The sequence below is a fragment of the Roseateles sp. DAIF2 genome, assembly GCF_015624425.1.
Taxonomy (GTDB): domain Bacteria; phylum Pseudomonadota; class Gammaproteobacteria; order Burkholderiales; family Burkholderiaceae_C; genus Kinneretia.
Genome location: NZ_CP049919.1, coordinates 1790106 through 1811196 on the forward strand (window position 1 = coordinate 1790106; position 21091 = coordinate 1811196).

Sequence of the window (21091 nt, forward strand, 5' to 3'; positions counted from 1 at the left end):
CGCTCCGGGTTCAGCCCTGCGCGGCAGCGGCGCAGCCGCAGCTCGACGAGCTGCTTGTTGCCGGCGCGCCGTAGCGGTCGTGGTGGCGCACCCAGGCCATGCCATAGGGCAGGGCGTCCTCGTCGCGGCCGCGCGGCGCGAGGTCCAGCAGCCGGTAGGTGCCGATCATCGCCTCGACGCCGCGGCCGTAGGTCGAGTAGCTGTGATAGACCTGACCCTCGGCGTCGCGGTAGAAGGCGCTGATGCCGGGCAGCTCCTGCTGGGTCGAGGGCTCGAGGCCGTAGTTGTAGTAGACCTCGCCCTGCGCGCATTGCTCGGGTGTGAAGGAGACGCAGAAGTCGTAGTTGAAATCGCTGCCGGCCGAGGACGCCCAGCCGAAGCGCCAGCCCATGCGGTGCTTAAAGCGCTCGATCTCGGCCAGCGGCGCGCGCGAGACCGCGAGCAGGGTGACGTTGCGCTGCGCCAGATGGTCCAGCATGCCGTCGGCATGGTCGGCCATGAAGGAGCAGCTGGGGCAGCCGGCCTCCCAGCCCGGGCCCAGCATGAAATGCTGGACCAGCAGCTGGCTGCGGCCCTCGAACAGCTCGGCCAGTGTGCGCGGGCCGGCCGGCGTGTCGAAGCGGTAGGGCTTGTCGATCCGCACCCAGGGCAGGGCACGACGCTCGCGGGCGAGCTGGTCGCTCTGCCGGGTTAGGGCCTGTTGACCCTGAGGCAGTAGGCCGCGAAGGCCCGCCCCAGGGACCAATCTAGGCGCGGTGCGCCGCCCGCACTCGCGTGCGGGCAAGCATTGCAACGACGAGTGGCCCCTGGGGGCGGACCTTCCCGAAGGGTTGTGACCAGAAAGACCGCATGCGGCGTTGCAAATCCTCGCCGGGTGTCCAACCCGGCTGCGGTTTGCGCCTTGCCTGCGGCCTTTCTGGTCACAACGCGACCTGCTGCCTCAGGGTCAACAGGCCCGGTCCTTCTCGCGGGCCAGCAGCTGCTTGCGCTCGGCCAGCCAGCGGTCGCGGGTGACGACGGGATGCGGGGTGATGGTGCTTGTGGACATGGCGTGACGACTCCTCGGCTCGGCGAGCCGTTGATTGAGGGACCGGGATGGAAGAAGAGAGAAGGGGAGGGCTAGCGGGGGCGACGCACCGCGCGCAACTTGCCGGACGCGCCACCGCCGGCATAGAACAGCTCGGCGCCGTCGGACTCCAGGCCGCTGACGCCGATGCCGGCCGGCATTTCCAGGCGCTGCAGCACCGCGCCGCTGGCGGGATCGATGCGGCGGATGTCGCTCTGCTCGTTCTCCCAGGTGCCATGCCACAGCTCGCCGTCGACCCAGCTGACGCCGGTGACGAAGCGGTTCGATTCGATGCTGCGCAGCACCCGGCCGCTTTGCGGGTCGATCTGCAGGATCTTGCGCTCGCGGAATTGGCCGACCCAGAGGCTGCCCTCGGCCCAGGCCATGCCGGAATCGCGGCCCTGGCCGGGCGCGGGGATGGAGGCGATCACCTCGCCGGTGGCCGGGTCGATCTTGTCGATGCGGGCCTCGGCGAGCTGGTAGAGATGGGTGCCGTCGAAGGCGGTGCCGGCGTCGCCATGGCGCGGCAGGCTGCGCGCCACCGCACCGCTGGCGGGATCGATCGCCAGCAGCCGTTCGCCGACCGCGGCCCAGACATGCTGCCCGTCATGGGTGACACCATGGACGATCGGCGCGTCGGGATAGGGGCCGTACTCGCGCACGATCTCGGCGGCCTGCGTGCGGGTCTGCGGGGCCGTGGTGCTGGTGATGTCGAGGCTGGTCATGGGATCTCCTGGTGGGTGCTGCCGGGTGGCGCGATGGAGCCCAATCTACCCGGATGGCAGGGCGGCGGGGAGTAACAAGATCGTCGTGAATCCCGTCAGCGATGGCGCCAGCCAGCGCTGCGTGCGGCCGCGGCCGATGGCGCGCACCCGGTCCGCCGCCTGCAGCTCGGCCAGCTCGCGCTGCACCTGGCGCTGGCTGCTGCCCAGGGCCAGCGCCAGCGCCGAGCTGGACCAGGCGGCGCCATCGGCCAGCAGGGCCTGCAGCGCGGCCGACTCGCCGGCCAGCGGCGGGCGCAGCAGCGCGACGCGGCGCCCGTCCCGCGGCAGCAGCGCGAAGCCGCGCGTGCTGGCCTCGACGCGCGCCAGCGGCGCGATCAGCGCGCGCAGCCGGCCGATCTCCACCCGCAGCCGCGCGCGATGCGTCTCGTCCGGATCGTGGGTGCGGAAGGCCCGCTCGATCAGGGCCTCGCGCGCGGCGTCGCCGGGCCAGGCCTCGGCCAGCGCCTCGGCCAGCGCGAACAGCACCGGCCGGCGCGCCAGCCGCAGCCAGCGGCCGTCGCCGCGGCGCAGGCCATGCCGGCAGGCGTCCAGCAGCAGCAGGTCCGGCGCACGCCGCAGGGCCTCGACCTCGTGCAGCCGCAGCGGCCGCTCAATCCCGTCCCCGTCGCGGCAGCGTGCCGCGGGCCGTTCCAGCAGGGCCAGGGCCTCGGCCACCTCGGCCTGCAGCGCGGGCACTTGCGCGCGCTCGGCGGCGAGGCTGGCCTGCTCCAGCGCCGCGCGGGCCGGCGCGATGTCGAGCGCGCGCAGCGCCAGCTCGGCGGCGGCCAGCCGGGCCACCGCCTGCAGCGCCGGCGGCAGTGTCTGCAGGGGCTCGAGCTGGGGCAGCAGCGCGGCCGCCGTCTCCAGCCGGCCCAGCAGCAGCCAGCGCCGCAGCGCGATCAGCTGCGCCAGCCGGGCATTGGCGATATCGCCCTGCGCCTCGAGCAGTGCCGCCGCCGCGTCTAGGTTGCGCGAGCTGCCGCCCAGCTCGCGCAGGGCCAGCGCCACCTCGGCCTCGGCGACGATGCAGCGGGCGCGCGCCACCGGCTCCCGGGCGCCGAAGCCGCGCGCGGCGCGGCGCAGCAGCTCGCGGGCGCGCGGGAACTCGCCCAGCTGGGCCATCGCGATGCCGCGCAGCGCCAGCGCCGGCGGGTCCTCGCGCAACGCCACGCGCTGCAGCGCGGCCAGCGCGTCGCCGCCGGCCAGCGCCCGCGCGGCCGCGGCGATCAGCGAGTCCAAGCCGGCCGGCTCGCCGGTCAGTAGCCCAGCGCGAGGCCGCTGTTGCGGCGCGGGTCGTTGGCGCCGTAGAAGCGGTTCTTGCCGACCGGCTTGCCGGCCAGCGCGGGCGCACCGATCAGGATCGCCGCCATATGGTTGGCCGGCTGCGGCGCGCCGAGCTTGTGGCCCTTGGCCTCCAGCAGCGCGCGCGTGTCGGGCGAGATCGCGAAGGTCTCGACATTGGTCAGATCGGGCAGCCATTGCTGGTGGAAGCGCGGCGCGTCGACGGCCTCCTGCACATTCATGCCGTAGTCGACCACGTTCAGGATGGTGTGCAGCACCGCGGTGATGATGCGGCTGCCGCCGGGCGTGCCGACCACCATCACCGGCTGGCCGTCCTTGCTGACGATGGTCGGGCTCATCGAGGAGAGCGGGCGCTTGCCCGGGGCGATCGAGTTCGCCTCGCCCTGCACCAGGCCGTAGATATTGGGCACGCCGATCTTGACGGTGAAGTCGTCCATCTCGTTGTTCAAGAGCACGCCGGTGTCGGCCGCGGTGACCTTGGCGCCGAACCAATCGTTCAGCGTGTAGGTCACCGAGACCGCATTGCCCCAGCGGTCGGCGATCGAGTAATGCGTGGTGTTGCTGCCCTCGTGCGGCGCGACACCGGGCTTGATGTCCTTGGACACGCCGGCCTTGTTGGGATCGATCACCGCGCGGATCTGCGCGGCATAGGCCTTGTCGGTCAGGCGCGCGATCGGGTTCTTGACGAAGTCGGGGTCGCCCAGATAGCTGTTGCGGTCCACATAGGCGTGGCGCATCGCCTCGATCTGGTGGTGCACCGCCTGCGCGGAGCGATAACCCCAGTCCTTCAGCGGGTAGCCCTCCAGGATGTTGAGCATCTCGCAGATGATCACGCCGCCGGAGCTGGGCGGCGGAGCCGAGACGACGCGGTAGCCGCGGTAGTCGCATTCGATCGGCGCCAGCTCGCGCGTCGCGTACTGGTCCAGGTCGGCCTGGGTGATGATGCCGCCGCCGGCCTGGCTGCTCTTGACCAGCGCCGCGGCCACCTTGCCCTTGTAGAAGCCGGCCGGGCCCTGATCGCTGACCGCCTTGAGCGTCCTGGCCAGGTCCTTCTGCACCAGCTTGTCGCCGACCTCGAAGGGCGCGCCGTCCTTCTTCAAAAAGATCGCGGCCGAGGCCGGGTCCTTGCGGAAGTCCTCGGTGGCGGTGCGGAACATGTCGATGTCGCCCTGGTCCAGCGCGAAGCCCTTGTCGGCCAGCGCGATCGCCGGCGCCAGCAGGGTGGGGCGCTTCATCGTGCCGTACTTCTCGCGCGCGAACTCCAGGCCGGAGACGCTGCCCGGCACGCCCACCGCCAGATGGCCGCGGGTGCTCAGGCCCTTGACGACATTGCCCTCCTTGTCGAGGTACATGTTCGCGGTGGTGGCAAGCGGCGCCTTCTCGCGGAAGTCCAGGAAGGTCTTGCGGCCGTCGGCCAGCTGGATCGTCATGAAGCCGCCGCCGCCCAGATTGCCGGCCGCCGGGTAGACCACGGCCAGCGCATAGCCCACCGCCACCGCGGCATCGACCGCGTTGCCGCCGTCCTTCAGCACATCGACGCCGACCCGGGTCGCCAGATGCTGGGCCGTCACCACCATGCCGTTCTCGGCCGCGGCCGGCGCGATCGAGGCGGCATGGGCCGGTGGTGCCAACAGGGTGCCGCCGGACCAGGCAAGCAGGCAAGCGGTGGCGAGGCTCAGCAGCAGGAATGGGCGGCGGGGATGGAATGCCGGGTCCGTCTGGTGGCCAGGCAGGTTCGGGACTTTGTTCATCGGGGCGCTCCTGGATCAGGCCCGCGCTCAGCGCGCGGGCGGGGGGCTGATGGGTGGATGCCTAAAGCGGCAGGGGCAGTGTAGGGCGAGGCGGCCTCAGCGGCCTTGCGGCCCCAGATGAAGCCCTTGCGCGTCGATGCGCACCTGCTCGGCGGGTGTCTGCAGGACCAGCTCCAGATTAGCGCGTGCCGACTCGCGATAGTGACGCTCGGCCGCCGGATTGGGCTTCTGCTGGAAGGACAGGCGCGCCACCGCCATGAAGGTGCCCACCATGGCCGTTTGCTCATAGAGCTTGCGCTTGCTGGCCACGGAGAGCTGGGTATAGCCCGGGTTGCGGGGCAGGGACTGGCGCAACTGCGCCGCGAGTTTCTGGAAATGCGGGTCGGGCAGGTCCACGTTGTTGAGGGCCATGTAGTTGCCGGCAATGAAGGCGGCGATGGAGCCCGCCAGGTCATTGTTTTCCAGGCCCAGCTTGCGCTCCAGCTGACGATAGCCGTTGAAGGCTTGCAGATAGGCCTGAGCCATCTGCTCGCGATGCGCCGGCGGCACGAGCTGCGCCAGTTCGCGCGCATGGGTCTCGGGCTGGGCCTGGCCGTTGGCCAGGGTTGCGCCAGGCGGCTCGGCACGTCGCTTGTCGGTTGTGCTCAACGAGCCCGACTGGCCGGAGAAGGGGATGGTCGTGCCATTGGGAAACAGCGGCAGGATCAGGCCCTGGTAGAGCGGCGGAGGCGGGGGCGGAATATCGAAGGCAAGCGCGGGCGTGGTGGCGATCCAGAGCGCGGTGCCAAGCAGCGGCGCATGACGTCGCCAAGACGGCAGCAGTTTCATCCTGAACTCCCTGGGAACGCCCGCGTCGATGGGGCCTGTGTTGAAAGGGGCGGCGGTACGGCCCGCGATTGGACGGCGAAGCGGGCGCTCGCGGCATCCCTAGGGTGAACCGGTCGCAGGGCCGGCCGGCTCAGCGGAGCCGCGCAAAGGGCTTCCGCTAGTACTGAGCCTCAAGCTGCAGATGCAGCGCGGCCGGCTGCCCGAACCCGGCCTGGGCCAGCTTCGCGTCGACCTGTGCCATGGTCTGGGCGAGCAGCCCGGATGGGATGTGAGCATGGGCATCATGCTCGAGCCCGAGCCAGCCGAGGCGCTGGCCGATGTAGAGAAAATAATCCTCGCCGTCCGTCATGCGTCCGCTATGGGTTTGCAGGCCACACCGCTTGGCGGCGAGGCAGCGCGGGTCGCTCTCGTCACCGCAGGCGTCGAGACCTGCCTCATCCTCCGGATCCAGCGCAAACTTGACGCCGTAAAAGGCGAAAAAGGCATCGGCTCCCATCGTTGTGGTCTCTCCATGGTCGGAACAGGACGGTGCGCACGATAGCTCCGGATCGCGTGGCGCGGTCCCCCTAGCCCAGCCCCCACCACCCCGGCAGCAGCGCCCGCACCTCGCGCCGCGCATAGCGGTCGTCTATCAGGTGCACGACGCCGCGGTCCTCGGTGGTTCGGATCACGCGGCCGGCGGCCTGCACGACCTTTTGCAGGCCGGGGTAGAGGTAGGTGTAGTCGTAGCCGGCGCCGAAGAGCTGCTGCATGCGTGCGCGGATCTGCTCGTTGACCGGGTTCAGCTGCGGCAGGCCCAGGGTGGCGACGAAGGCGCCGATCAGGCGCCGGCCCGGCAGGTCGATGCCCTCGGAGAAGGCGCCGCCCAGCACCGCGAAGCCGATGCCGCGGCTGTCGTCCGCATCGCTGAAGCGGGCCAGGAACTCGCGTTGCTCGGCCTCGCCCATGCGGCGCGACTGGGCCCAGCAGGGCAGATCCGGGTGCGTGCGCTGCAGCAGCTCGAAGGCCTGCTGCAGATAGTCATAGCTGCTGAAGAAGGCCAGGTAGTTGCCGGGGCGTTCGGCGTATTGCTCGGCCATCAGCGCGACGATCGGCGCCAGCGAGGCCTGGCGGTCCGGGTAGCGGGTCGAGATGCGGCCGGCGATCTTCACCTGCAGCTGCGCGGCCTCGAAGGGCGATTCCACCTCCAGGCGCAGCAGGTCCTCGGGCAGGCCCAGCAGGTCGGCGTAATAGTCCATCGGCTGCAGGGTCGCGGAGAACAGGCTGCTGGTATGCGCCGCCTCCAGCCGTGGCTTCAGGAAGGGCGCGGGGACGAGGTTGCGCAGGGTCAGGGTGGACAGGCCGGCCTTCTTCTTCATCAGACGCCCCGGCGGTTCGGCGCGGCTGGCATCGACGATCGAATGCGCGTCCAGCAGCTCGGCCATGCGCACCATGTGCTGGGCCTCGAAGTAGAAGGCCTGCAGCGCCGGGTCCGGCTCGGCCGGGTGCTCGGTGAAATGCTCGGTCAGCGCGCTGCCGCATTGCTGCAGGGCCTGCAGCAGCGCCTCGGGGAAGGCCTCGAAGACGCGGTAGGGCCCGGCCTCCGGCGGTGCGGACTTGTCCAGCTGGCTCCAGGCGTGCCGGAGCTTGTCCAGCGCCTTCTTGACCGGCGCGTGCAACTGCGCGCTGGGACCGTGGCGCGCGGCCTCCAGGCTGTCGCCCTGCAGCTCGGCCGTGTACATCTTGCGGCCGCGGTCCACCAGGTTGTGCGCCTCGTCGACCAGCAGGCCGATCTGCCAGCCGTTGGCCTGGGTCATGCCATGCAGCAGCGCGCTGACGTCGAAGTAGTAGTTGTAGTCGCCGACCACCACATCGGCCCAGCGCACCAGCTCCTGGCTCAGGTAGTAGGGGCAGACCGCGTGTTCGCGTGCGATCTCGCGCACCCGGCCCTGATCCAGGGTCAGGTCTTGCGCGCAGGCCGCGGCGCGCGCGGCCGGCAGCCGGTCGTAGAAGCCGGCGGCCAGCGGGCAGGACTCGCCATGGCAGGCCTTGTCCGGGTGCTCGCAGGCCTTGTCGCGCGCGACCAGCTCCAGCACCCGCAGCGGCCGAGCCGGCAGCCGCGCCAGCGCGTCCAGCGCCAGCTGCCGGCCCGAGGTCTTGGCGGCCAGGAAGAACAGCTTGTCCAGCGCGCCGCCGGGGGCGGCCTTCAGCAGCGGGAACAGGGTGCCCAGGGTCTTGCCGATGCCGGTGGGCGCCTGGGCCAGCAGGCAGCGGCCGGCGCGCGCGGTCTTGAACACGCCCTCGGCCAGCGCGCGCTGGCCGGCGCGGAACTCGCCGAAGGGAAAGCTCAGCGCGCTCAGGGCCGCGTCGCGCGCCGCGCGATGCGCCAGCTGCCGCTCGGCCCAGGCCAGGAAGGCATGGCAGTGCTGCTCGAAGAAGGCCTGCAGCTGTACCGCGCCCAGGCGCTCGGTGAACACCGTCTCGCGCTGCTTGCCGATGTCGTAATAGACCAGGGCCAGCTCCAGCTCGTCCAGCGACTCCTGCTGGCACAGCAGCCAGCCGTAGATCTTCAGCTGCGCCCAGTGCAGCGCGCGGTGCGAGGCGGGCTGGGATTCGAGCCGGCCCTTGAAGGTCTTGATCTCCTCCAGCCGCTGCTGTTGCGGCCGGTAGCCGTCGGCGCGGCCGCGCACGCGCAGCACGCAGTCGCGGCCCTGGTATTCGCCGGCCAGGCTCAGCTCGGTCTGGTAGCCGGCGCCGCGGCCCTGCGCCACCGCGGCATGGCCGGCGACGCCCTCCTGCGCGGTCGGCGCGGGTGTGAAGCGCAGGTCCAGGTCGCCACTCTTGGCCGTGAACTCGCACAGCTCGCGCACGGCCACCGTGTAGGCTGCGGGCATCGCGCGCTCAGGACAGTTGGGCGGGCGGGCGATCTGGATCGTCACCCATTTGGCCGAGCGGGCCCAGCGCCGTCTGGGCCGGGTCATGCTCGGCCTGCAGCGGCGTGGCCTTGGCCAGCGCCAGCCAGACCGCGAAGGGCAGCTTGCAGGGCTGGTGGCGCGCCGGGCGCAGCAGCTCGAACTGGCCCTCGTCCAGGTCGCCATGCAGCACCCAGACGCCGAACTGCATCGGGATCTCGTTGGGCTTGGCGACCGCGGCCGGGAACACGTAATAGACCTCGCTGCACAGCCATTGGTAGGCCTGGCGCTTGGCCGCATGGCGCAGATCCGAGAGCAGGTCGGCGCGGCTGAACTTGATCTCGTGCACCATCGGCTGCAGATAGCTCTCCACCGAGGTGTTGCGCACCGAGAACAGGTCGGGCCGCGCCATGCGCCAGACGCGCTTCACCGCGGCCGGCGGCGGTGCCTCGTCCTGCCACAGCGCGGCATCCGGCGGCTCGGGCGGCGGGGGCGGGGCTTCCGCCGCGGCGTCCTCGTCCTCGACCTGGGCGCGCAGGGAGAGCTCGCGCCAGACGATGCGGCCCATGTCCATCAGATGGCTGGCGAAGCGCTGGGCCAGTCGGTCGTGCGCGCTGGCCGAGCGCAGGCCGCGCTGGCGCGACTCGGCCAGCAGCTCGATGCCGGCCTCGGTCAGCTTCAGGGTCTCGCGGCCGGCGTCGTCGGCCTGCTGGCGCAACAGGCCGGCGGCCAGCAGATCGATCTCCAGGCCATCCTTGCAGGGCCAGCCGGCCGAGCGCCAGATCTGCAGCAGGCGCGCACGATGGAAGCGGGTCAGTTGAGGTGCCGACATGGGAGCGGGAGCGGGTCGAAATGAATACTGATTATAAATACAGTATTTGACGATTTTGCGGCCGGGGCCGGGTCTTGCTGGGGGCTGGCCTTACAGTCCGCGCTCGGCCGTTCCGGTTCGGCCGCCACCTGGGCCCCAGCAGCGATGTTGTATTCCTCGACCTTCATCTTCGGCAAGAAACAGTTCGATGACGAGTTCCATGCGCTCGACGCGGAGATCGCGCGGGTGGCCCGCGCGATTCCGGGCTACCGCGGCGAGGAGAGCTGGGAGAACCCGAGCACCGGCCTGTTCAGCAATGTCTATTACTGGGACTCGCTGGAGGCGCTGCAGCAGCTGATGGCCGATCCGCGGCATCGGCAGGCCAAGGCCGCGCAGGGGCGCTGGCTGGACGGCTACAAGGTCGTGGTCGCGCAGGTGCTGCGCGAATATGGCGATCCGGCGCTGGGCCTGTTGCCCAGGGATTGAGCCCGGCGGCGGCGGCGCTCAGAAGCGCGCCAGCAGCCGCGGCAGCGAGCCGGCCAGCAGCGCCAGGCCCGACAGGGTCAGCAGGCCCAGCACGATCTGGCGAAAGCGCGCCTCCGAGATGCCGCTGTACAGGCGCGCGCCCAGCAGGGTGGGCAGCAGCATCGCCGGCGCGACGATCGCGAACAGCGGCAGCATCGCGCGGGTGACCAGGCCCTGCGTGAGGTAGACGATCATCGTGACGCTCAGCGCCGCGAGGTTGAAGTTCTGGATCACCGCGCGCTGCTCGTCCTTGGGCCAGCCGCGCAGGGTGCACCACAGGGTCGGGATCACGCCGGTGAAGCCGCCCAGCCCGCCCATCAGGCCGCCGCAGGCGCCGGCCACCGCGTCGGCCAGGCGGCCACCGCGGCGGATGCGCGGCAGGCGGCCCGCCGCGAGCATCAGCGGGCACCAGACGGCCAGCAGCAGGCCCAGGCCGGCCTGGAACAGCGGCAGGTCCAGCCGCGGCAGGATCGCGACCCCGACCGGGATGCCCGCGAGCCGCCGGCCAGGAAGGGCGCCAAGGCCCGCCAGCTGAAACCGCGCCGCACCGTCAGCGCCGCGATGATCTGGCCGGTCAGCGCGCCGAACACCGCCAGCGCGGCGGCCAGGCGCGGATCCAGCGACCAGGCCCAGAAGGACATCGCGGTCATGCCGAAGCCGAAGCCCGACAGGCCCTGCACGAAGCCGGCGGCGATGGCGCCGACGGCGACCAGGGCGAATGTGGAATCCATGGCGATGCGGGGAGAGGCGGCGATGGCCGTGGCTCAAGACCTGACCCCAGGAGGGGCGGCCGGAGCGGCGGGCGGATGTGGGCGCGACGCGACGTGGCGCTTGGCAAGCCGGGGGAAGCTGGGTATGCTGTATGTATATACAGTATTCAATCCGCCGAGCGAGGCCCGATCATGCACCACCCGTCCGCCTACCGCCAGACCTATCAACCCGCCCCCGCGCTGCGCCTGCCGCGCTGGCTGCTGAGCATCTGGTATTGGTTCTGACCCACTCAGCCCACCCCCTACGGCCTGCGGCCGCCCCCTCAAGGGGGCCGAGGCCGGACACAAACAGTCCTGAGGACTGTTTGTGTCTGCCGAGGGCCAAGGACTCTGGCCTTGGCACGTCCGTAGGACCGGCAAAGCCGGATCCTCGGACGTCGCTGGGTGGGGCAATGCGTCCGAACTAGAGCAGCTGCAGCAGCAGCTCCGGCGGCCGCGCGATCACGGCGCGCTCGCCATGCACGACGATGGGGCGCTGCAGCAGCTTCGGATGCGCGGCGATGGCCTGCAGCACGGCCTCATCGCTCAGGGAGGCGTCGGCCAGACCCAGGCTGGCGTATTCCTCCTCGCCGCTGCGCAGCAGCTCGCGTGCAGGCAGGCCCAGCTGCGCAAGCAGGCTGCGCAGCTCGCCCGGCTGCGGCGGGTTCTGCAGGTAATCGACCACTTCGGGATCAAGCCCGCGCGCCTGCAGCAGGGCCAGGGCCTCGCGCGACTTCGAGCAGCGCGGGTTATGAAAAATGCGAATGAGCTTCTGTGCCATGGCCCCAGGGTAAACCATAGCGCTGGTCGAGCCTGCCCCTCAGTACCCTCCGCGGTCCCGGAGTCGCAAGACGCCGCCGCGCACGAGGAGGCCGGATGGCCGCGAGGAAAGACAAGACCGATGCCTATCGGACCCTGCATCAGGGCTTCCGCTGGCAGGTGCCCGAGCAGTTCAGCCTCGCCGAGGCCTGCTGCGGCCGCTGGGCTCGCGAGACGCCGGAGGCCACGGCCATCCTGTTCGAAAGCGACAGCGGTTGCCGTGCGCAATACAGCTACGGCCAGCTGCAGCGCGCCGCGAACCGCCTCTCGAATGTGCTGAAGCGCCTGGGCGTCGCGCGCGGCGACCGGGTCGCGATCGTGCTGCCGCAGCGCTTCGAGACCGCGGTCGCGCATATCGCGATCAACCAGCTCGGCGCGATCGCGATGCCGCTGTCGATGCTGTTCGGCCCGGAGGCGCTGGAGTACCGGCTGCAGGACAGCGGCGCGGTGCTGGCCCTGGCCGAATGCGCGGCGCTGCCGGCGCTGCGCGGCGTGCGCGCGAACTGCCCGGCGCTGAAGCACCTGATCGTGGTCGGCGAATGCCCGGCCGGGCCGGACGAGATCGGCTGGATGGGGGCGCTGCAGGCCGAGGATGCGCGCTTCACGGCCGAGCGCATGCGGGCCGAGGACGCCGCGGTGCTGATCTACACCAGCGGCACCACCGGCCAGCCCAAGGGCGCGCTGCTGCCGCAGCGTGCGCTGATCGGCAATCTGAGCGGCTTCATCGCGAGCCAGAACTGGTTCGGCTTCGATCCCGACGATGCGACGCGGCCGACCCGGGCCGTGTTCTGGAGCCCGGCCGACTGGGCCTGGACCGGCGGGCTGATGGATGCGCTGCTGCCGACGCTCTACTTCGGCCGGCCGATCCTGGCCTATCAGGGCCGCTTCGCGCCGGACAAGGCCTTCGAGCTGATGGCCGCGCATGGCGTCACCCACACCTTCCTGTTCCCCACCGCGCTGAAGGCGATGATGAAGGCGGTGCCGCGGCCGCGCGCCAGCTATCCGGGCCTGCGCCTGGAGGCGGTGATGAGCGCCGGCGAGGCGGTCGGCGACGCGGTGTTCGCCTATGGCCGCGAGCAGCTCGGCCTGACGATCAACGAGATGTTCGGCCAGACCGAGATCAACTATGTGGTCGGCAACTGCAGCCGGCTCTGGCCGGCCAAGCCCGGCAGCATGGGCCGAGCCTACCCGGGGCACCGGGTCGCGGTGATCGACGAGGCGGGCAAGACCTGTCCCCCGGGCGTGGCCGGCGACGTGGCGGTGCACCGCCGCGATGTGCATGGCGAGCCGGACCCGATCTTCTTCCTCGGCTACTGGAACAACGAGGCGGCGACGCGCGCCAAGTTCAGCGGCGATCCGGACGACAGCTGGTGCCGCACCGGCGATATGGCGCTGCAGGACGAGGACGGCTACCTCTGGTACCAGGGCCGCAGCGACGATGTGTTCAAGGCCGCCGGCTACCGCATCGGCCCCAGCGAGATCGAGAACTGCCTGGTCAAGCATGCGGCGGTCGCGAACGCCGCGGTCGTGCCCAAGCCCGATGCCGAGCGTGGCGCGCTGGTCAAGGCCTTCGTTGTGCTGGCGCCGGGTCACCAGGGCTCGGCCGCGCTGGTGGCCGAGCTGCAGGCCCATGTGAAGGGCCGGCTCGCGCCCTACGAGTACCCGAAGGAGATCGAGTTCATCGAGGCCCTGCCGATGACCACCACCGGTAAGCTGCAGCGGCGCGTGCTGCGCGAGTTGGAGCGCGAGCGGGCGGTGGCGGGGGCTTAGAGCGCGCCACGATCCTTCGTGCCCATCCGCACGCTCAGCGTCGCATCGGCCGGCGCCAGCAGGCGCGCGCTGGCGGGCCAAGGCTCCTCGCCGGTCAGCACGGTGCAGGCGCGCTTGCTGTCCTTCGGCGCATCGGGGTCGCGGCCGCCCGGCTCGGTGGGCAGCGGCAGGCCCAGCAGCTGGCCGCGCTCGTCGCGCCATTCGAGTTCCCAGCGCGGCTGCTCGCTGCAGATGCGCACGCCGCCGACCTGCGGGAACAGCCAGCGCGCGTACCAGGGCAGCAGCTCGCCGCGCACGGTGCGCCCGACTTCCATGATGCGGCGCACCTGGGCCATCGTCAGCTGCTCCGGCTTGAGCGTGAGCTTGATCCGGCCATGCAGCTGCGCCTGGCCGCGCGGCAGGGTGCTGGCCAGTTCGGCAGTCTTGGCCTGCTCGGGCGGCAGCACCGGCAGCTCGAAGCGGCCCGCCGCGTCGCGCGGGATCGGGGTGTAGGCCTCGTCCTGCACCAGGGCGATCTTGACCTTGTCGGTCGGCTGGCCGTCCTTGCGCGTGAGCTTGAAGTCCAGTGTGACCAGGCCCTGGCCATGCTTCTTCAGGTCCTGCAGGATGCCGTTCATGCGCCCATAAGGCATCGCGGCCGGATCCTTGACCATCTCGACCTGCACGGTCTCGAGCTGCCGGGTGGGCTCCTCGGCCAGGGCCGGCAGCGCGGCGAGCAGCAGGGCGATCGGGCGTAGCGAATGCTTCATGGCTTCCTTCGGTGGGACATGAAAAGTGAAACGTGAAAAGTTCAGCGCTTGCATTTGCCGCGCGCCTCTGCCAGCAGCCAGAAAGGCGCGCTCAGCAGGCCCATGCCGCCGCCGATGAACTCGCCCTTCAGGCAGTCGCCGTGGCCGCTCTGGTCGATCCTGCGGGCCAGGCGCTGCTGCTCGGTCTCGCCGGGCGGTGCGGCGGTCAGCGGCGCCGCCTCGCGCGCGGCCTGGCGGATCGCGCGGCGCGTGGCCTCGCTGTCCAGCAGCAGGGGCTGCGTCGGCCCGGAGGCCGCTGCGCTGGCCGGCTGGGCGGGCGTGATCGCCGCGGTCTGCTCGACCGGGGCGCTGGCGGGTGCGGGCGCGGGCGCGGGGCGGGCCGTGCGCACCGCTGCGGCCGGGGCCTGCCGCGTCGGTGGCGTGATCCGGGCCGGTGGCGGCGCCGGCCTGGCCGCGATCAGGCGCAGCGGGATCGTGACGCGCGTCGTCGTCGCCGGATCCGGTCGACGCGGCGTCTGGCGCTGTGCGAACAGGCCGAACAGCAGCAGGGCATGGGCCAGCAGCACCAGTGCCAGCAGCAGACCCTGCCGCCGTGCCGGGGCACTGTTCTTCATGCGTCGGCCCCTTCTTCATCATCGCCCTCGGGGCCGGGCTCATAGGCCAGCAGCTCGCCCGGCTGGCATTCCAGCACCGCGCAGATGCGCGCCAGGGTGTCGAAGCGCACGCCGCGCACCTTGCCGGACTTCAGCAGCGAGAGATTGGCCTCGGTGATGCCGATGCGCTCGGCCAGCTCGCGCGAGCGCATCTTGCGTTTGGCCAGCATCAGGTCGAGGGTGACGACGATCGGCATCTCAGCACCCCTCCGGGGGGCAGCGAACGACATGGACGAGAGGGCCGGTCATCGGCTCAGACGAACTCGGCGTTCTCGCGCGCCACCCGCGCGGCCTCGGCCAGCACGGTGGCCAGGGCCAGCAGCATCAGGCCGAACATCAGGCTCAGGTAATGCTGCGAGGACAGGCCGAACCAAAACACGCGCTGACCCGGCGGGTTGCCCCAGGTCAGGGCCAGCACGGTCAGGGTATGGCCCAGCGGCATCGCGGCGGCCAGCGCGATCAGCGCCAGGCCCAGGCGGCGCAGATAGGCCGCGGGCCGCGGCGTCAGCAACTCGCCATGGGCATAGCAGCCGAACAGCGACCAGAGCTGCCACAGCGCCCACAGCGCCACGCCGCCCGGCAGCATCGAGGCCGCGAAGCCGCCGGCCAGCGAGGCCGGGTCCAGCTGCACGGCCTTCAGCCCCCAATCGCCGGTGGCATGGCGGGCCACCCTTTCCGGATGGGTCCAGAACAGCAGCGCCAGGCTCAGGACCGTGACCGCGCCGGCCACGCTCAGCGCGCGCACGCTATGGGCGAGGCGACGGATGCGGCGCAGGCCGTCGGACGGCAGGGTGGGAGCAGAATTCATGAAAATTACTGTAAAACAATAAAAAATAGCTGTAAAGAAGAAACTGATTGGGTTTGCCTGCGAGGCCTTCCGGCTTGCGGCACACTGCCGGCCTTGTCTTTTCGGGAGCAGTGCCTCATGGGCCCCATGGAATTCGTCACGCTGGGTCGATCGGACCTGCAGGTCAGCCGCATCTGCCTGGGCACGATGACCTTCGGCGAGCAGGTCGACGAGACGGGCACGCACGCCATCCTGGACCATGCGGTCGCGCGCGGCATCAACTTCATCGACAGCGCCGAGATGTACCCGGTGCCGGCGCGTGCGGCCACCTTCGCCGACACCGAGCGCCTGATCGGCCGCTGGCTGCAGGCGCGGCCGGGCCTGCGCGAGCGGTTGGTGCTGGCGACCAAGGTCAGCGGCCCCTCGCGCGGCTATGAATGGATCCGCAACGGTGCGCAGGACCTGCGCGCGGCCGACATCGTCGCGGCCTGCGAGGACAGCCTGCGGCGCCTGCAGACCGACCATATCGACCTCTACCAGATCCACTGGCCGGTGCGCCATGTGCCGATGTTCGGTGGCCTGTTTTTCGAGCCGGCCAAGGACCGGCCGGTCAGCAGCATCCAGGAGCAGCTGGAGGCGCTGCAGCGCCTGGTGCAGGCCGGCAAGGTACGCCAGATCGGCCTGTCCAACGAGACGCCCTATGGCGTCGCGGAGTTCGTGCACTTGGCCGAACGCCATGGCCTGCCGCGCATCGCCAGCGTGCAGAACCCCTATGCGCTGGTGAACCGCGTGCTCGAGAACGGCCTGGACGAGGTGCTGTACCGGCACCAGGTCGGCCTGCTGGCCTACTCGCCGCTGGGCTTCGGCAGCCTGACCGGCAAGTACGACGCCGCCGGCTTCGAGGACCCGGAGCGGCCGGGCCGCCTGGCGATCTTCGAGGGCATGCGCAAGCAGCGCTGGGCGCGGCCCGAGACCCTGGCCGCCGCGCGGCGCTACAACGCACTGGCGCGCGAGCATGGGCTGACGCCGGCGGCGCTGGCGCTGGCCTGGTGCTACGGCCGCTGGCAGACCGCCAGCACCATCATCGGCGTGACCAGCATCGCCCAGCTGGACGAGAACATCGACGCCTGGGGCGTAACTCTGGCGCCCGAGCTGCTGGCCGAGATCGACCGCATCCGCTGGGAGATCCGCGACCCGGCGCAGTAAGCCCCAAACCCCGGGGAAACGGTACCGGGCCCGCACGACCGGCGGCAAGGGCCGCTGTGTCCGCGCCGGTGGCACGGGTCGTGGGCGACGGCCTCAAGCTCCGCCGTGCCGGTTGCCGGGTCGATCGCGAACTGCCGCCGTCGCAGTGAAGCTGGCCCGCCTTGTCGGCTTGCCCAGAATCGGCGCGCCATGTTCGCCAGCGCACCGAGTTGTGGCGGCGGGGCGCCTAGGCTGAAACGCAGGCCGAGGCATGGGCGCTGGAACCGATGGTGCCCGTACCCACCGGCCCGTGTTGCCAAGGAGCACACCATGAGCCTGTTCACCATTCTCCTGATCCTGTTGCTACTGATGCTGGTCGGCGCGATGCCGACCTGGCCCCATAGCCGCAACTGGGGCTATATGCCCAGCGGTGCGCTTGGCGTTCTGGTGCTGATCCTGCTCGTGCTGCTGCTGACGGGGCGGTTGTGAGGCCGCCCGGCCCGCATGCCGGTGCCCCGTTCCTCTCTGCCACAAGGACTGCCATGAACAAGTACTCTCTTTGCAAGACGTCGATCGGCCTGCTAGCCCTGCTGCTGCCGCTGGGCGTCGCCCAGGCCGCCCGCATGAGCGCGGCCGAGCACAAGCGTTCCGATGCGCGCATCACGGCCGACTACAAAGCCGACGAAGCGGGCTGCAAGGCTCAGTCCGGCAATGCCAAGGACATCTGCCTGCAGGAGGCCAAGGCCAGGCGGACGGTGGCGCATGCCGAACTGCAACATAGCTACAGTGGCAAGGCGCGGGACTGGACCCGCCTGCAGGTCGCCAAGGCGGAGTCGGCCTACGCGGTGGCCAAGGAACGCTGCGACGACAAGGCGGGCCAGGCCAAGGACGTCTGCGTCGAGGAGGCCAAGGCCGTCGAGACCAAGGCCCTGGCGGAGGCCCGGATGAACAAGCGCATCGAAGCGGCCCGCTCCGACGCCGCCAGCGACAAGAACGATGCCGGCTACAAGCTTGCGACCGAGAAATGCGAGAGCCAGGCGGGGGATGCCAAGTCGGCCTGCATTGCACAGGCCAAGGCCCGGTTCGGCAAGAGCTGAGCGCGGCGCGATGAAGGCCGCCGGCCTCCGATCCGGACCGACCGCTGGCACGGCGCCGGCGCCATCTCAAGAAGCGGGCGATATCGCCGCCCGCCTGCTGGGAAAGTCCTACGAGGCCCTGGACGACAGGGCCCGCAAGGCGGCCCAGCATGTCGCGGCACGCACCCCGATCGCGCGCAACACCGCGCAGGATGTCGACGCCCATCCCAGCTGCGGCCAGCGCGCGGCCGATGCGGTGGCCTCCTTCGGCGGCTCCTGGATCTTTGTCGGCCTGTTCGCCGCGGCGATGCTGCTGTGGGTGGGACTGAACGCCTGGCTGCTGCTGCGCCGGGGTTCGACCTTCGACCCCTATCCCTACATCCTGCTCAATCTCTTTCTTTCGATGCTGGCGGCCATCCAGGCGCCCATCATCCTGATGTCGCAGAATCGCCAGGCGCAGAAGGATCGCATCGGTGCCGAGCATGACTACGAGGTCAATCTGAAGGCCGAGCTGGAGATCCTGCTCTTGCACGACAAGCTTGACCTGCTGCGCGAGAAGCAGTGGCAGGAACTGCTGGCGCTGCAGCGCACCCAACTGCAACTGCTGGCCGAGCTGCGCGGCCGAGCCTGCGACCCGGCCTGAACCCGTGGCATGCGCGGTCGGCAAGATTCGCGCGAGAATCCGCGGCCGCAGGCCTGATGGGTTGGCCTGCCGAACCCGCCGGAGGAAGTTCCCATGCATCTGGTCTGCCCCGCCTGCGCCGCCACCAACCGCGTGCCCGAGGAAAAGCTGCAGGACCAGCCGGTCTGCGGCCGCTGCGGCAGCGAGCTGATGGCGCCCCAGCCCGTCGAGCTGAACGACGCCAACTTCGCCGCCTTCGTCGGCCGCACCGAGCTGCCGGTGCTGGTCGATTTCTGGGCCGACTGGTGCGGCCCCTGCAAGATGATGGCGCCGCAGTTCGCACAGGCCGCGGCGCAGCAACCGCTGATCCGCTTCGCCAAGCTGGATACGGAGGCCGCGCGACAGACGGCCGCGGCCTACAACATCCGCAGCATCCCGACCCTGATCCTGTTCCAGGGCGGGCGCGAGACCGCGCGCGTCAGCGGCGCGATGGGCGCGGCCGATCTGCAGCGCTGGCTGCAGCAGCAGTTGCTGGCGCGCGGCTGATGGCGATGCCGCACGCGCTGGCCGACATCCGCATCGAGCCCCTGGTCCGCCATCCCGCGCTGCTGTCACGGCTGCAGGCCTGGATGGAAGCCGAATGGCCGGGCTGGTACGGCCCCGGCGGGCGCGGCGATGCGCGCGCCGACCTGGCCGACTTCGCGCGCGCCGAGGGGTTGCCGCTGGGCCTGCTGGCCTTGCGCGCGGGCGAGCCGGTGGGCCTGGCGGCGCTGAAGCGCGCCGGCGGCTTCGCCGGGCTGGACCTGCCGGGGCCCTGGGCCGCGGCCGGCCTGGTGCCGGCCGAGCTGCGCGGCCGCGGCATCGGCCGGCTGCTGCTGGCGGGCCTGGAGGACGCGGCGCGAGCCCAGGGCTTTCGCACCATCTTCTGCGGCACGGCCAGCTCGGCCAGCCTCTTGCGGCGCGCCGGCTGGTCGCTGCGTCAGCCCTTCGACCACGAGGGACAGGTCTTGTCGATCTTCGAGAAGGCTCTGTAAGGGCACCGCAATCCGGTACAAGCCAGGTCGCGGGCCGCGGCCCGACAATCGGTGCCATGAGCAAGAAGTCGTCCGGCAGCAGTGCCCATGTCAGCGAAACCCCCGCGACGCAGTTCCTGCGCCGCCAGCAGATCGCCTTCGGCGAGCATGTCTACGACTATGTCGAGCATGGCGGCACCGCCGAGAGTTCGCGCCAGCTGGGCGTGGACGAGCATGCGGTGGTCAAGACCCTGGTGATGCAGGACGAGAAGGGCGATCCGCTGATCGTGCTGATGCATGGCGACCGCCAGGTCAGCCTGAAGGAGCTGGCGCGCCAGATCCCCTGCAAGAAGGTCGAGCCCTGCAAGCCCGAGGTGGCGCAGCGCCACAGCGGCTATCTGGTCGGCGGCACCTCGCCCTTCGGCACGCGCAAGGCCATGCCGGTCTATGTGGAGCGCAGCATCCTGGCGCTGCCGCGCATCTGCATCAACGGCGGCAAGCGCGGCTACCTGATCAGCCTGGAGCCGCGCCTGCTGCCGGAGCTGCTGCAGGCCCGCGCGGTCGATTGCGCGCTGCAGCCCTGAGGGCAAGCCCCGGGGGAGGGCGCCGGAAAACGGCCCGTATTGCGGCCACAATAACGGCCCATGCAAGACACCCTCCTTCCCCTGCTGGCCGGGCTGGCCGCCTACCTGATCGGCTCGCTGTCCTTCGCGGTGATCGTCAGCCGCCTGATGGGCCTGTCGGACCCGCGCAGCTACGGTTCGGGCAACCCGGGCGCCACCAATGTGCTGCGCTCGGGCAACAAGAAGGCCGCGATCCTGACCCTGGCCTTCGATGCGCTGAAGGGCTATGTGCCGGTGCTGCTGGTGCTGCTGTATGGCGAGCGCTTCGGCCTGGGCGAGGGCACGGCGGCGCTGGTCGGCCTGACGGCCTTCCTGGGCCATCTGTGGCCGGTGTTCTTCGGCTTCAAGGGCGGCAAGGGCGTGGCCACCGCGGCCGGCGTGCTGCTGGCGCTGAACCCGCTGCTGGGCGCGGCCACCCTGGTGACCTGGCTGATCATTGCCTACTTCAGCCGCTATTCCTCGCTGGCCGCGCTGGTGGCCTCGGTATTCGCGCCCTTCTACCAGATGCTGATCTGGGGCATGGGCCCGATCGTGCTGACCGCTGGCCTGATGGGCCTGCTGCTGATCTGGCGCCACGAGGCCAATATCAAGAAGCTGCTGAACGGCACCGAGAGCAAGCTCGGCCAGAAGGCCCCGGCCGCCGCCGCCGCGCCGACCGGCGCCAGCCACAAGCATCCGCATGGCACGGGCCCGAAGGCGCCCGGCCATTCCCATCACCATCACCACCCTAGCAAGTCCAAGGAAAGCAAACGATGACCCTGCAACGCTTCGACGTCGGCGCCCGCATCTCCGAAATGGCCGTGTACAACGGCGTGGCCTATCTGGCCGGCCAGGTGCCTGAGGACGCCACCCAGGACATCACCGGCCAGACGGCCCAGGTGCTGGCCGCGATCGACAAGCTGCTGGCCCGCGCCGGCACCGACAAGAGCAAGATCCTGATGGCCCAGGTCTACATCAAGGACCTGGCCGACTTCCCCGGCATGAACGCCGCCTGGGACGCCTGGGTTGCGAAGGACAATGCGCCCCCGCGCGCCACCGTCGAGGCCAAGCTGGCCCGCGCCGAGTGGAAGGTGGAGATCGTCGTCACCGCGGCGATCTGATCTCCCC

25 protein-coding genes and 1 pseudogene are annotated in these 21091 nt (G+C 70.6%); 11 read left to right on the forward strand and 15 right to left on the reverse strand.

What is annotated here, in order from left to right:
* Nucleotides 1-10: 10 nt before the first annotated feature.
* From G8A07_RS08355 to G8A07_RS08390, 9 genes are all read right to left on the reverse strand, one after another.
* Nucleotides 11-793, reverse strand: a complete 783-nt coding sequence (locus tag G8A07_RS08355) for a thioredoxin family protein (RefSeq protein WP_195796581.1) — start codon at nucleotides 791-793, stop codon at nucleotides 11-13.
* 153 nt (nucleotides 794-946) lie between these two features.
* Nucleotides 947-1048 carry a DUF899 domain-containing protein gene (locus G8A07_RS27815; RefSeq protein ID WP_249937269.1) on the reverse strand — a complete coding sequence of 34 codons (102 nt, stop codon included), beginning with the start codon at nucleotides 1046-1048 and terminating at the stop codon, nucleotides 947-949.
* Between the two features lie 71 nt (nucleotides 1049-1119).
* Complete coding sequence (locus G8A07_RS08360; protein ID WP_195796582.1) at nucleotides 1120-1791, reverse strand: glutaminyl-peptide cyclotransferase; 672 nt, start codon at nucleotides 1789-1791, stop codon at nucleotides 1120-1122.
* Nucleotides 1792-1836: 45 nt separating this feature from the next.
* Nucleotides 1837-3069: a helix-turn-helix domain-containing protein gene (locus tag G8A07_RS08365; protein ID WP_195796583.1), complete on the reverse strand. Its 1233-nt coding sequence runs from the start codon at nucleotides 3067-3069 to the stop codon at nucleotides 1837-1839.
* 17 nt (nucleotides 3070-3086) lie between these two features.
* Nucleotides 3087-4883, reverse strand: a complete 1797-nt coding sequence (ggt, locus tag G8A07_RS08370; RefSeq protein ID WP_195796584.1) for a gamma-glutamyltransferase — start codon at nucleotides 4881-4883, stop codon at nucleotides 3087-3089.
* A 96-nt stretch (nucleotides 4884-4979) separates the two neighbouring features.
* Nucleotides 4980-5711 carry a DUF6683 family protein gene (locus G8A07_RS08375; RefSeq protein ID WP_195796585.1) on the reverse strand — a complete coding sequence of 244 codons (732 nt, stop codon included), beginning with the start codon at nucleotides 5709-5711 and terminating at the stop codon, nucleotides 4980-4982.
* Nucleotides 5712-5868: 157 nt separating this feature from the next.
* Nucleotides 5869-6207, reverse strand: a complete 339-nt coding sequence (locus G8A07_RS08380) for a hypothetical protein (protein ID WP_195796586.1) — start codon at nucleotides 6205-6207, stop codon at nucleotides 5869-5871.
* A gap of 70 nt (nucleotides 6208-6277) precedes the next feature.
* Entirely contained in the window at nucleotides 6278-8584 is a 2307-nt protein-coding gene (locus G8A07_RS08385; RefSeq protein WP_195796587.1) for an ATP-dependent DNA helicase, read from the reverse strand.
* A gap of 7 nt (nucleotides 8585-8591) precedes the next feature.
* A complete protein-coding gene (locus G8A07_RS08390; RefSeq protein WP_195796588.1) occupies nucleotides 8592-9434 on the reverse strand; it encodes a hypothetical protein in 843 nt (280 codons plus the stop codon).
* Between the two features lie 147 nt (nucleotides 9435-9581).
* Between G8A07_RS08390 and G8A07_RS08395 the strand changes: the two genes are divergently transcribed.
* Nucleotides 9582-9899, forward strand: a complete 318-nt coding sequence (locus G8A07_RS08395) for an antibiotic biosynthesis monooxygenase (protein ID WP_195797668.1) — start codon at nucleotides 9582-9584, stop codon at nucleotides 9897-9899.
* An 18-nt stretch (nucleotides 9900-9917) separates the two neighbouring features.
* Here G8A07_RS08395 and G8A07_RS08400 read toward each other — a convergent pair.
* Nucleotides 9918-10669, reverse strand: a pseudogene (locus G8A07_RS08400) (sulfite exporter TauE/SafE family protein).
* 442 nt (nucleotides 10670-11111) lie between these two features.
* Nucleotides 11112-11468 carry an arsenate reductase (glutaredoxin) gene (gene arsC / locus G8A07_RS08405; protein ID WP_195796589.1) on the reverse strand — a complete coding sequence of 119 codons (357 nt, stop codon included), beginning with the start codon at nucleotides 11466-11468 and terminating at the stop codon, nucleotides 11112-11114.
* Nucleotides 11469-11563: 95 nt separating this feature from the next.
* Between arsC and G8A07_RS08410 the strand changes: the two genes are divergently transcribed.
* Complete coding sequence (locus G8A07_RS08410) at nucleotides 11564-13276, forward strand: acyl-CoA synthetase (protein ID WP_195796590.1); 1713 nt, start codon at nucleotides 11564-11566, stop codon at nucleotides 13274-13276.
* Here the strand turns inward: G8A07_RS08410 and G8A07_RS08415 are convergent.
* From G8A07_RS08415 to G8A07_RS08430, 4 genes are read right to left on the reverse strand one after another with little or no spacing between them, the layout of a single operon-like run.
* The gene (locus tag G8A07_RS08415; RefSeq protein ID WP_195796591.1) at nucleotides 13273-14025 is read right to left on the reverse strand and encodes a hypothetical protein; all 753 of its coding nucleotides are present in this window, start codon (nucleotides 14023-14025) and stop codon (nucleotides 13273-13275) included. The two genes, G8A07_RS08410 and G8A07_RS08415, sit on opposite strands and share 4 nt — an antisense overlap.
* A 41-nt stretch (nucleotides 14026-14066) precedes the next feature.
* Nucleotides 14067-14639, reverse strand: coding sequence for a hypothetical protein (locus G8A07_RS08420; protein ID WP_195796592.1), 573 nt, complete (start codon nucleotides 14637-14639; stop codon nucleotides 14067-14069).
* Nucleotides 14636-14875: a helix-turn-helix transcriptional regulator gene (locus G8A07_RS08425; protein WP_195796593.1), complete on the reverse strand. Its 240-nt coding sequence runs from the start codon at nucleotides 14873-14875 to the stop codon at nucleotides 14636-14638. Before G8A07_RS08425 ends, G8A07_RS08420 begins: the two co-directional genes overlap by 4 nt.
* Before the next feature lie 56 nt (nucleotides 14876-14931).
* Entirely contained in the window at nucleotides 14932-15486 is a 555-nt protein-coding gene (locus tag G8A07_RS08430) for a DUF2975 domain-containing protein (protein WP_195796594.1), read from the reverse strand.
* Nucleotides 15487-15612: 126 nt separating this feature from the next.
* On the opposite strand from G8A07_RS08430, the gene G8A07_RS08435 reads away from it, so the two are divergent.
* The 9 genes from G8A07_RS08435 (at nucleotide 15613) to G8A07_RS08475 (ending at nucleotide 21084) form a co-directional block, all read left to right on the forward strand.
* A complete protein-coding gene (locus tag G8A07_RS08435; RefSeq protein ID WP_195797669.1) occupies nucleotides 15613-16671 on the forward strand; it encodes an aldo/keto reductase in 1059 nt (352 codons plus the stop codon).
* A gap of 309 nt (nucleotides 16672-16980) precedes the next feature.
* On the forward strand, nucleotides 16981-17139 hold the full coding sequence (locus G8A07_RS08440; protein ID WP_195796595.1) for a DUF3309 family protein: 159 nt from the start codon (nucleotides 16981-16983) through the stop codon (nucleotides 17137-17139).
* Between the two features lie 53 nt (nucleotides 17140-17192).
* A complete protein-coding gene (locus tag G8A07_RS08445; protein ID WP_195796596.1) occupies nucleotides 17193-17747 on the forward strand; it encodes a hypothetical protein in 555 nt (184 codons plus the stop codon).
* Nucleotides 17748-17757: 10 nt separating this feature from the next.
* The gene (locus tag G8A07_RS08450) at nucleotides 17758-18369 is read left to right on the forward strand and encodes a DUF1003 domain-containing protein (protein ID WP_195796597.1); all 612 of its coding nucleotides are present in this window, start codon (nucleotides 17758-17760) and stop codon (nucleotides 18367-18369) included.
* 93 nt (nucleotides 18370-18462) lie between these two features.
* Nucleotides 18463-18894, forward strand: a complete 432-nt coding sequence (trxC, locus tag G8A07_RS08455) for a thioredoxin TrxC (RefSeq protein WP_195796598.1) — start codon at nucleotides 18463-18465, stop codon at nucleotides 18892-18894.
* Nucleotides 18894-19382, forward strand: coding sequence for a GNAT family N-acetyltransferase (locus G8A07_RS08460; RefSeq protein WP_195796599.1), 489 nt, complete (start codon nucleotides 18894-18896; stop codon nucleotides 19380-19382). Before trxC ends, G8A07_RS08460 begins: the two co-directional genes overlap by 1 nt.
* Before the next feature lie 56 nt (nucleotides 19383-19438).
* A complete protein-coding gene (gene ybaK / locus G8A07_RS08465) occupies nucleotides 19439-19945 on the forward strand; it encodes a Cys-tRNA(Pro) deacylase (protein ID WP_195796600.1) in 507 nt (168 codons plus the stop codon).
* A 60-nt stretch (nucleotides 19946-20005) separates the two neighbouring features.
* Complete coding sequence (plsY, locus tag G8A07_RS08470) at nucleotides 20006-20740, forward strand: glycerol-3-phosphate 1-O-acyltransferase PlsY (protein ID WP_195796601.1); 735 nt, start codon at nucleotides 20006-20008, stop codon at nucleotides 20738-20740.
* Complete coding sequence (locus G8A07_RS08475; RefSeq protein WP_195796602.1) at nucleotides 20737-21084, forward strand: RidA family protein; 348 nt, start codon at nucleotides 20737-20739, stop codon at nucleotides 21082-21084. Before plsY ends, G8A07_RS08475 begins: the two co-directional genes overlap by 4 nt.
* The last annotated feature ends 7 nt before the right edge of the window (nucleotides 21085-21091 follow it).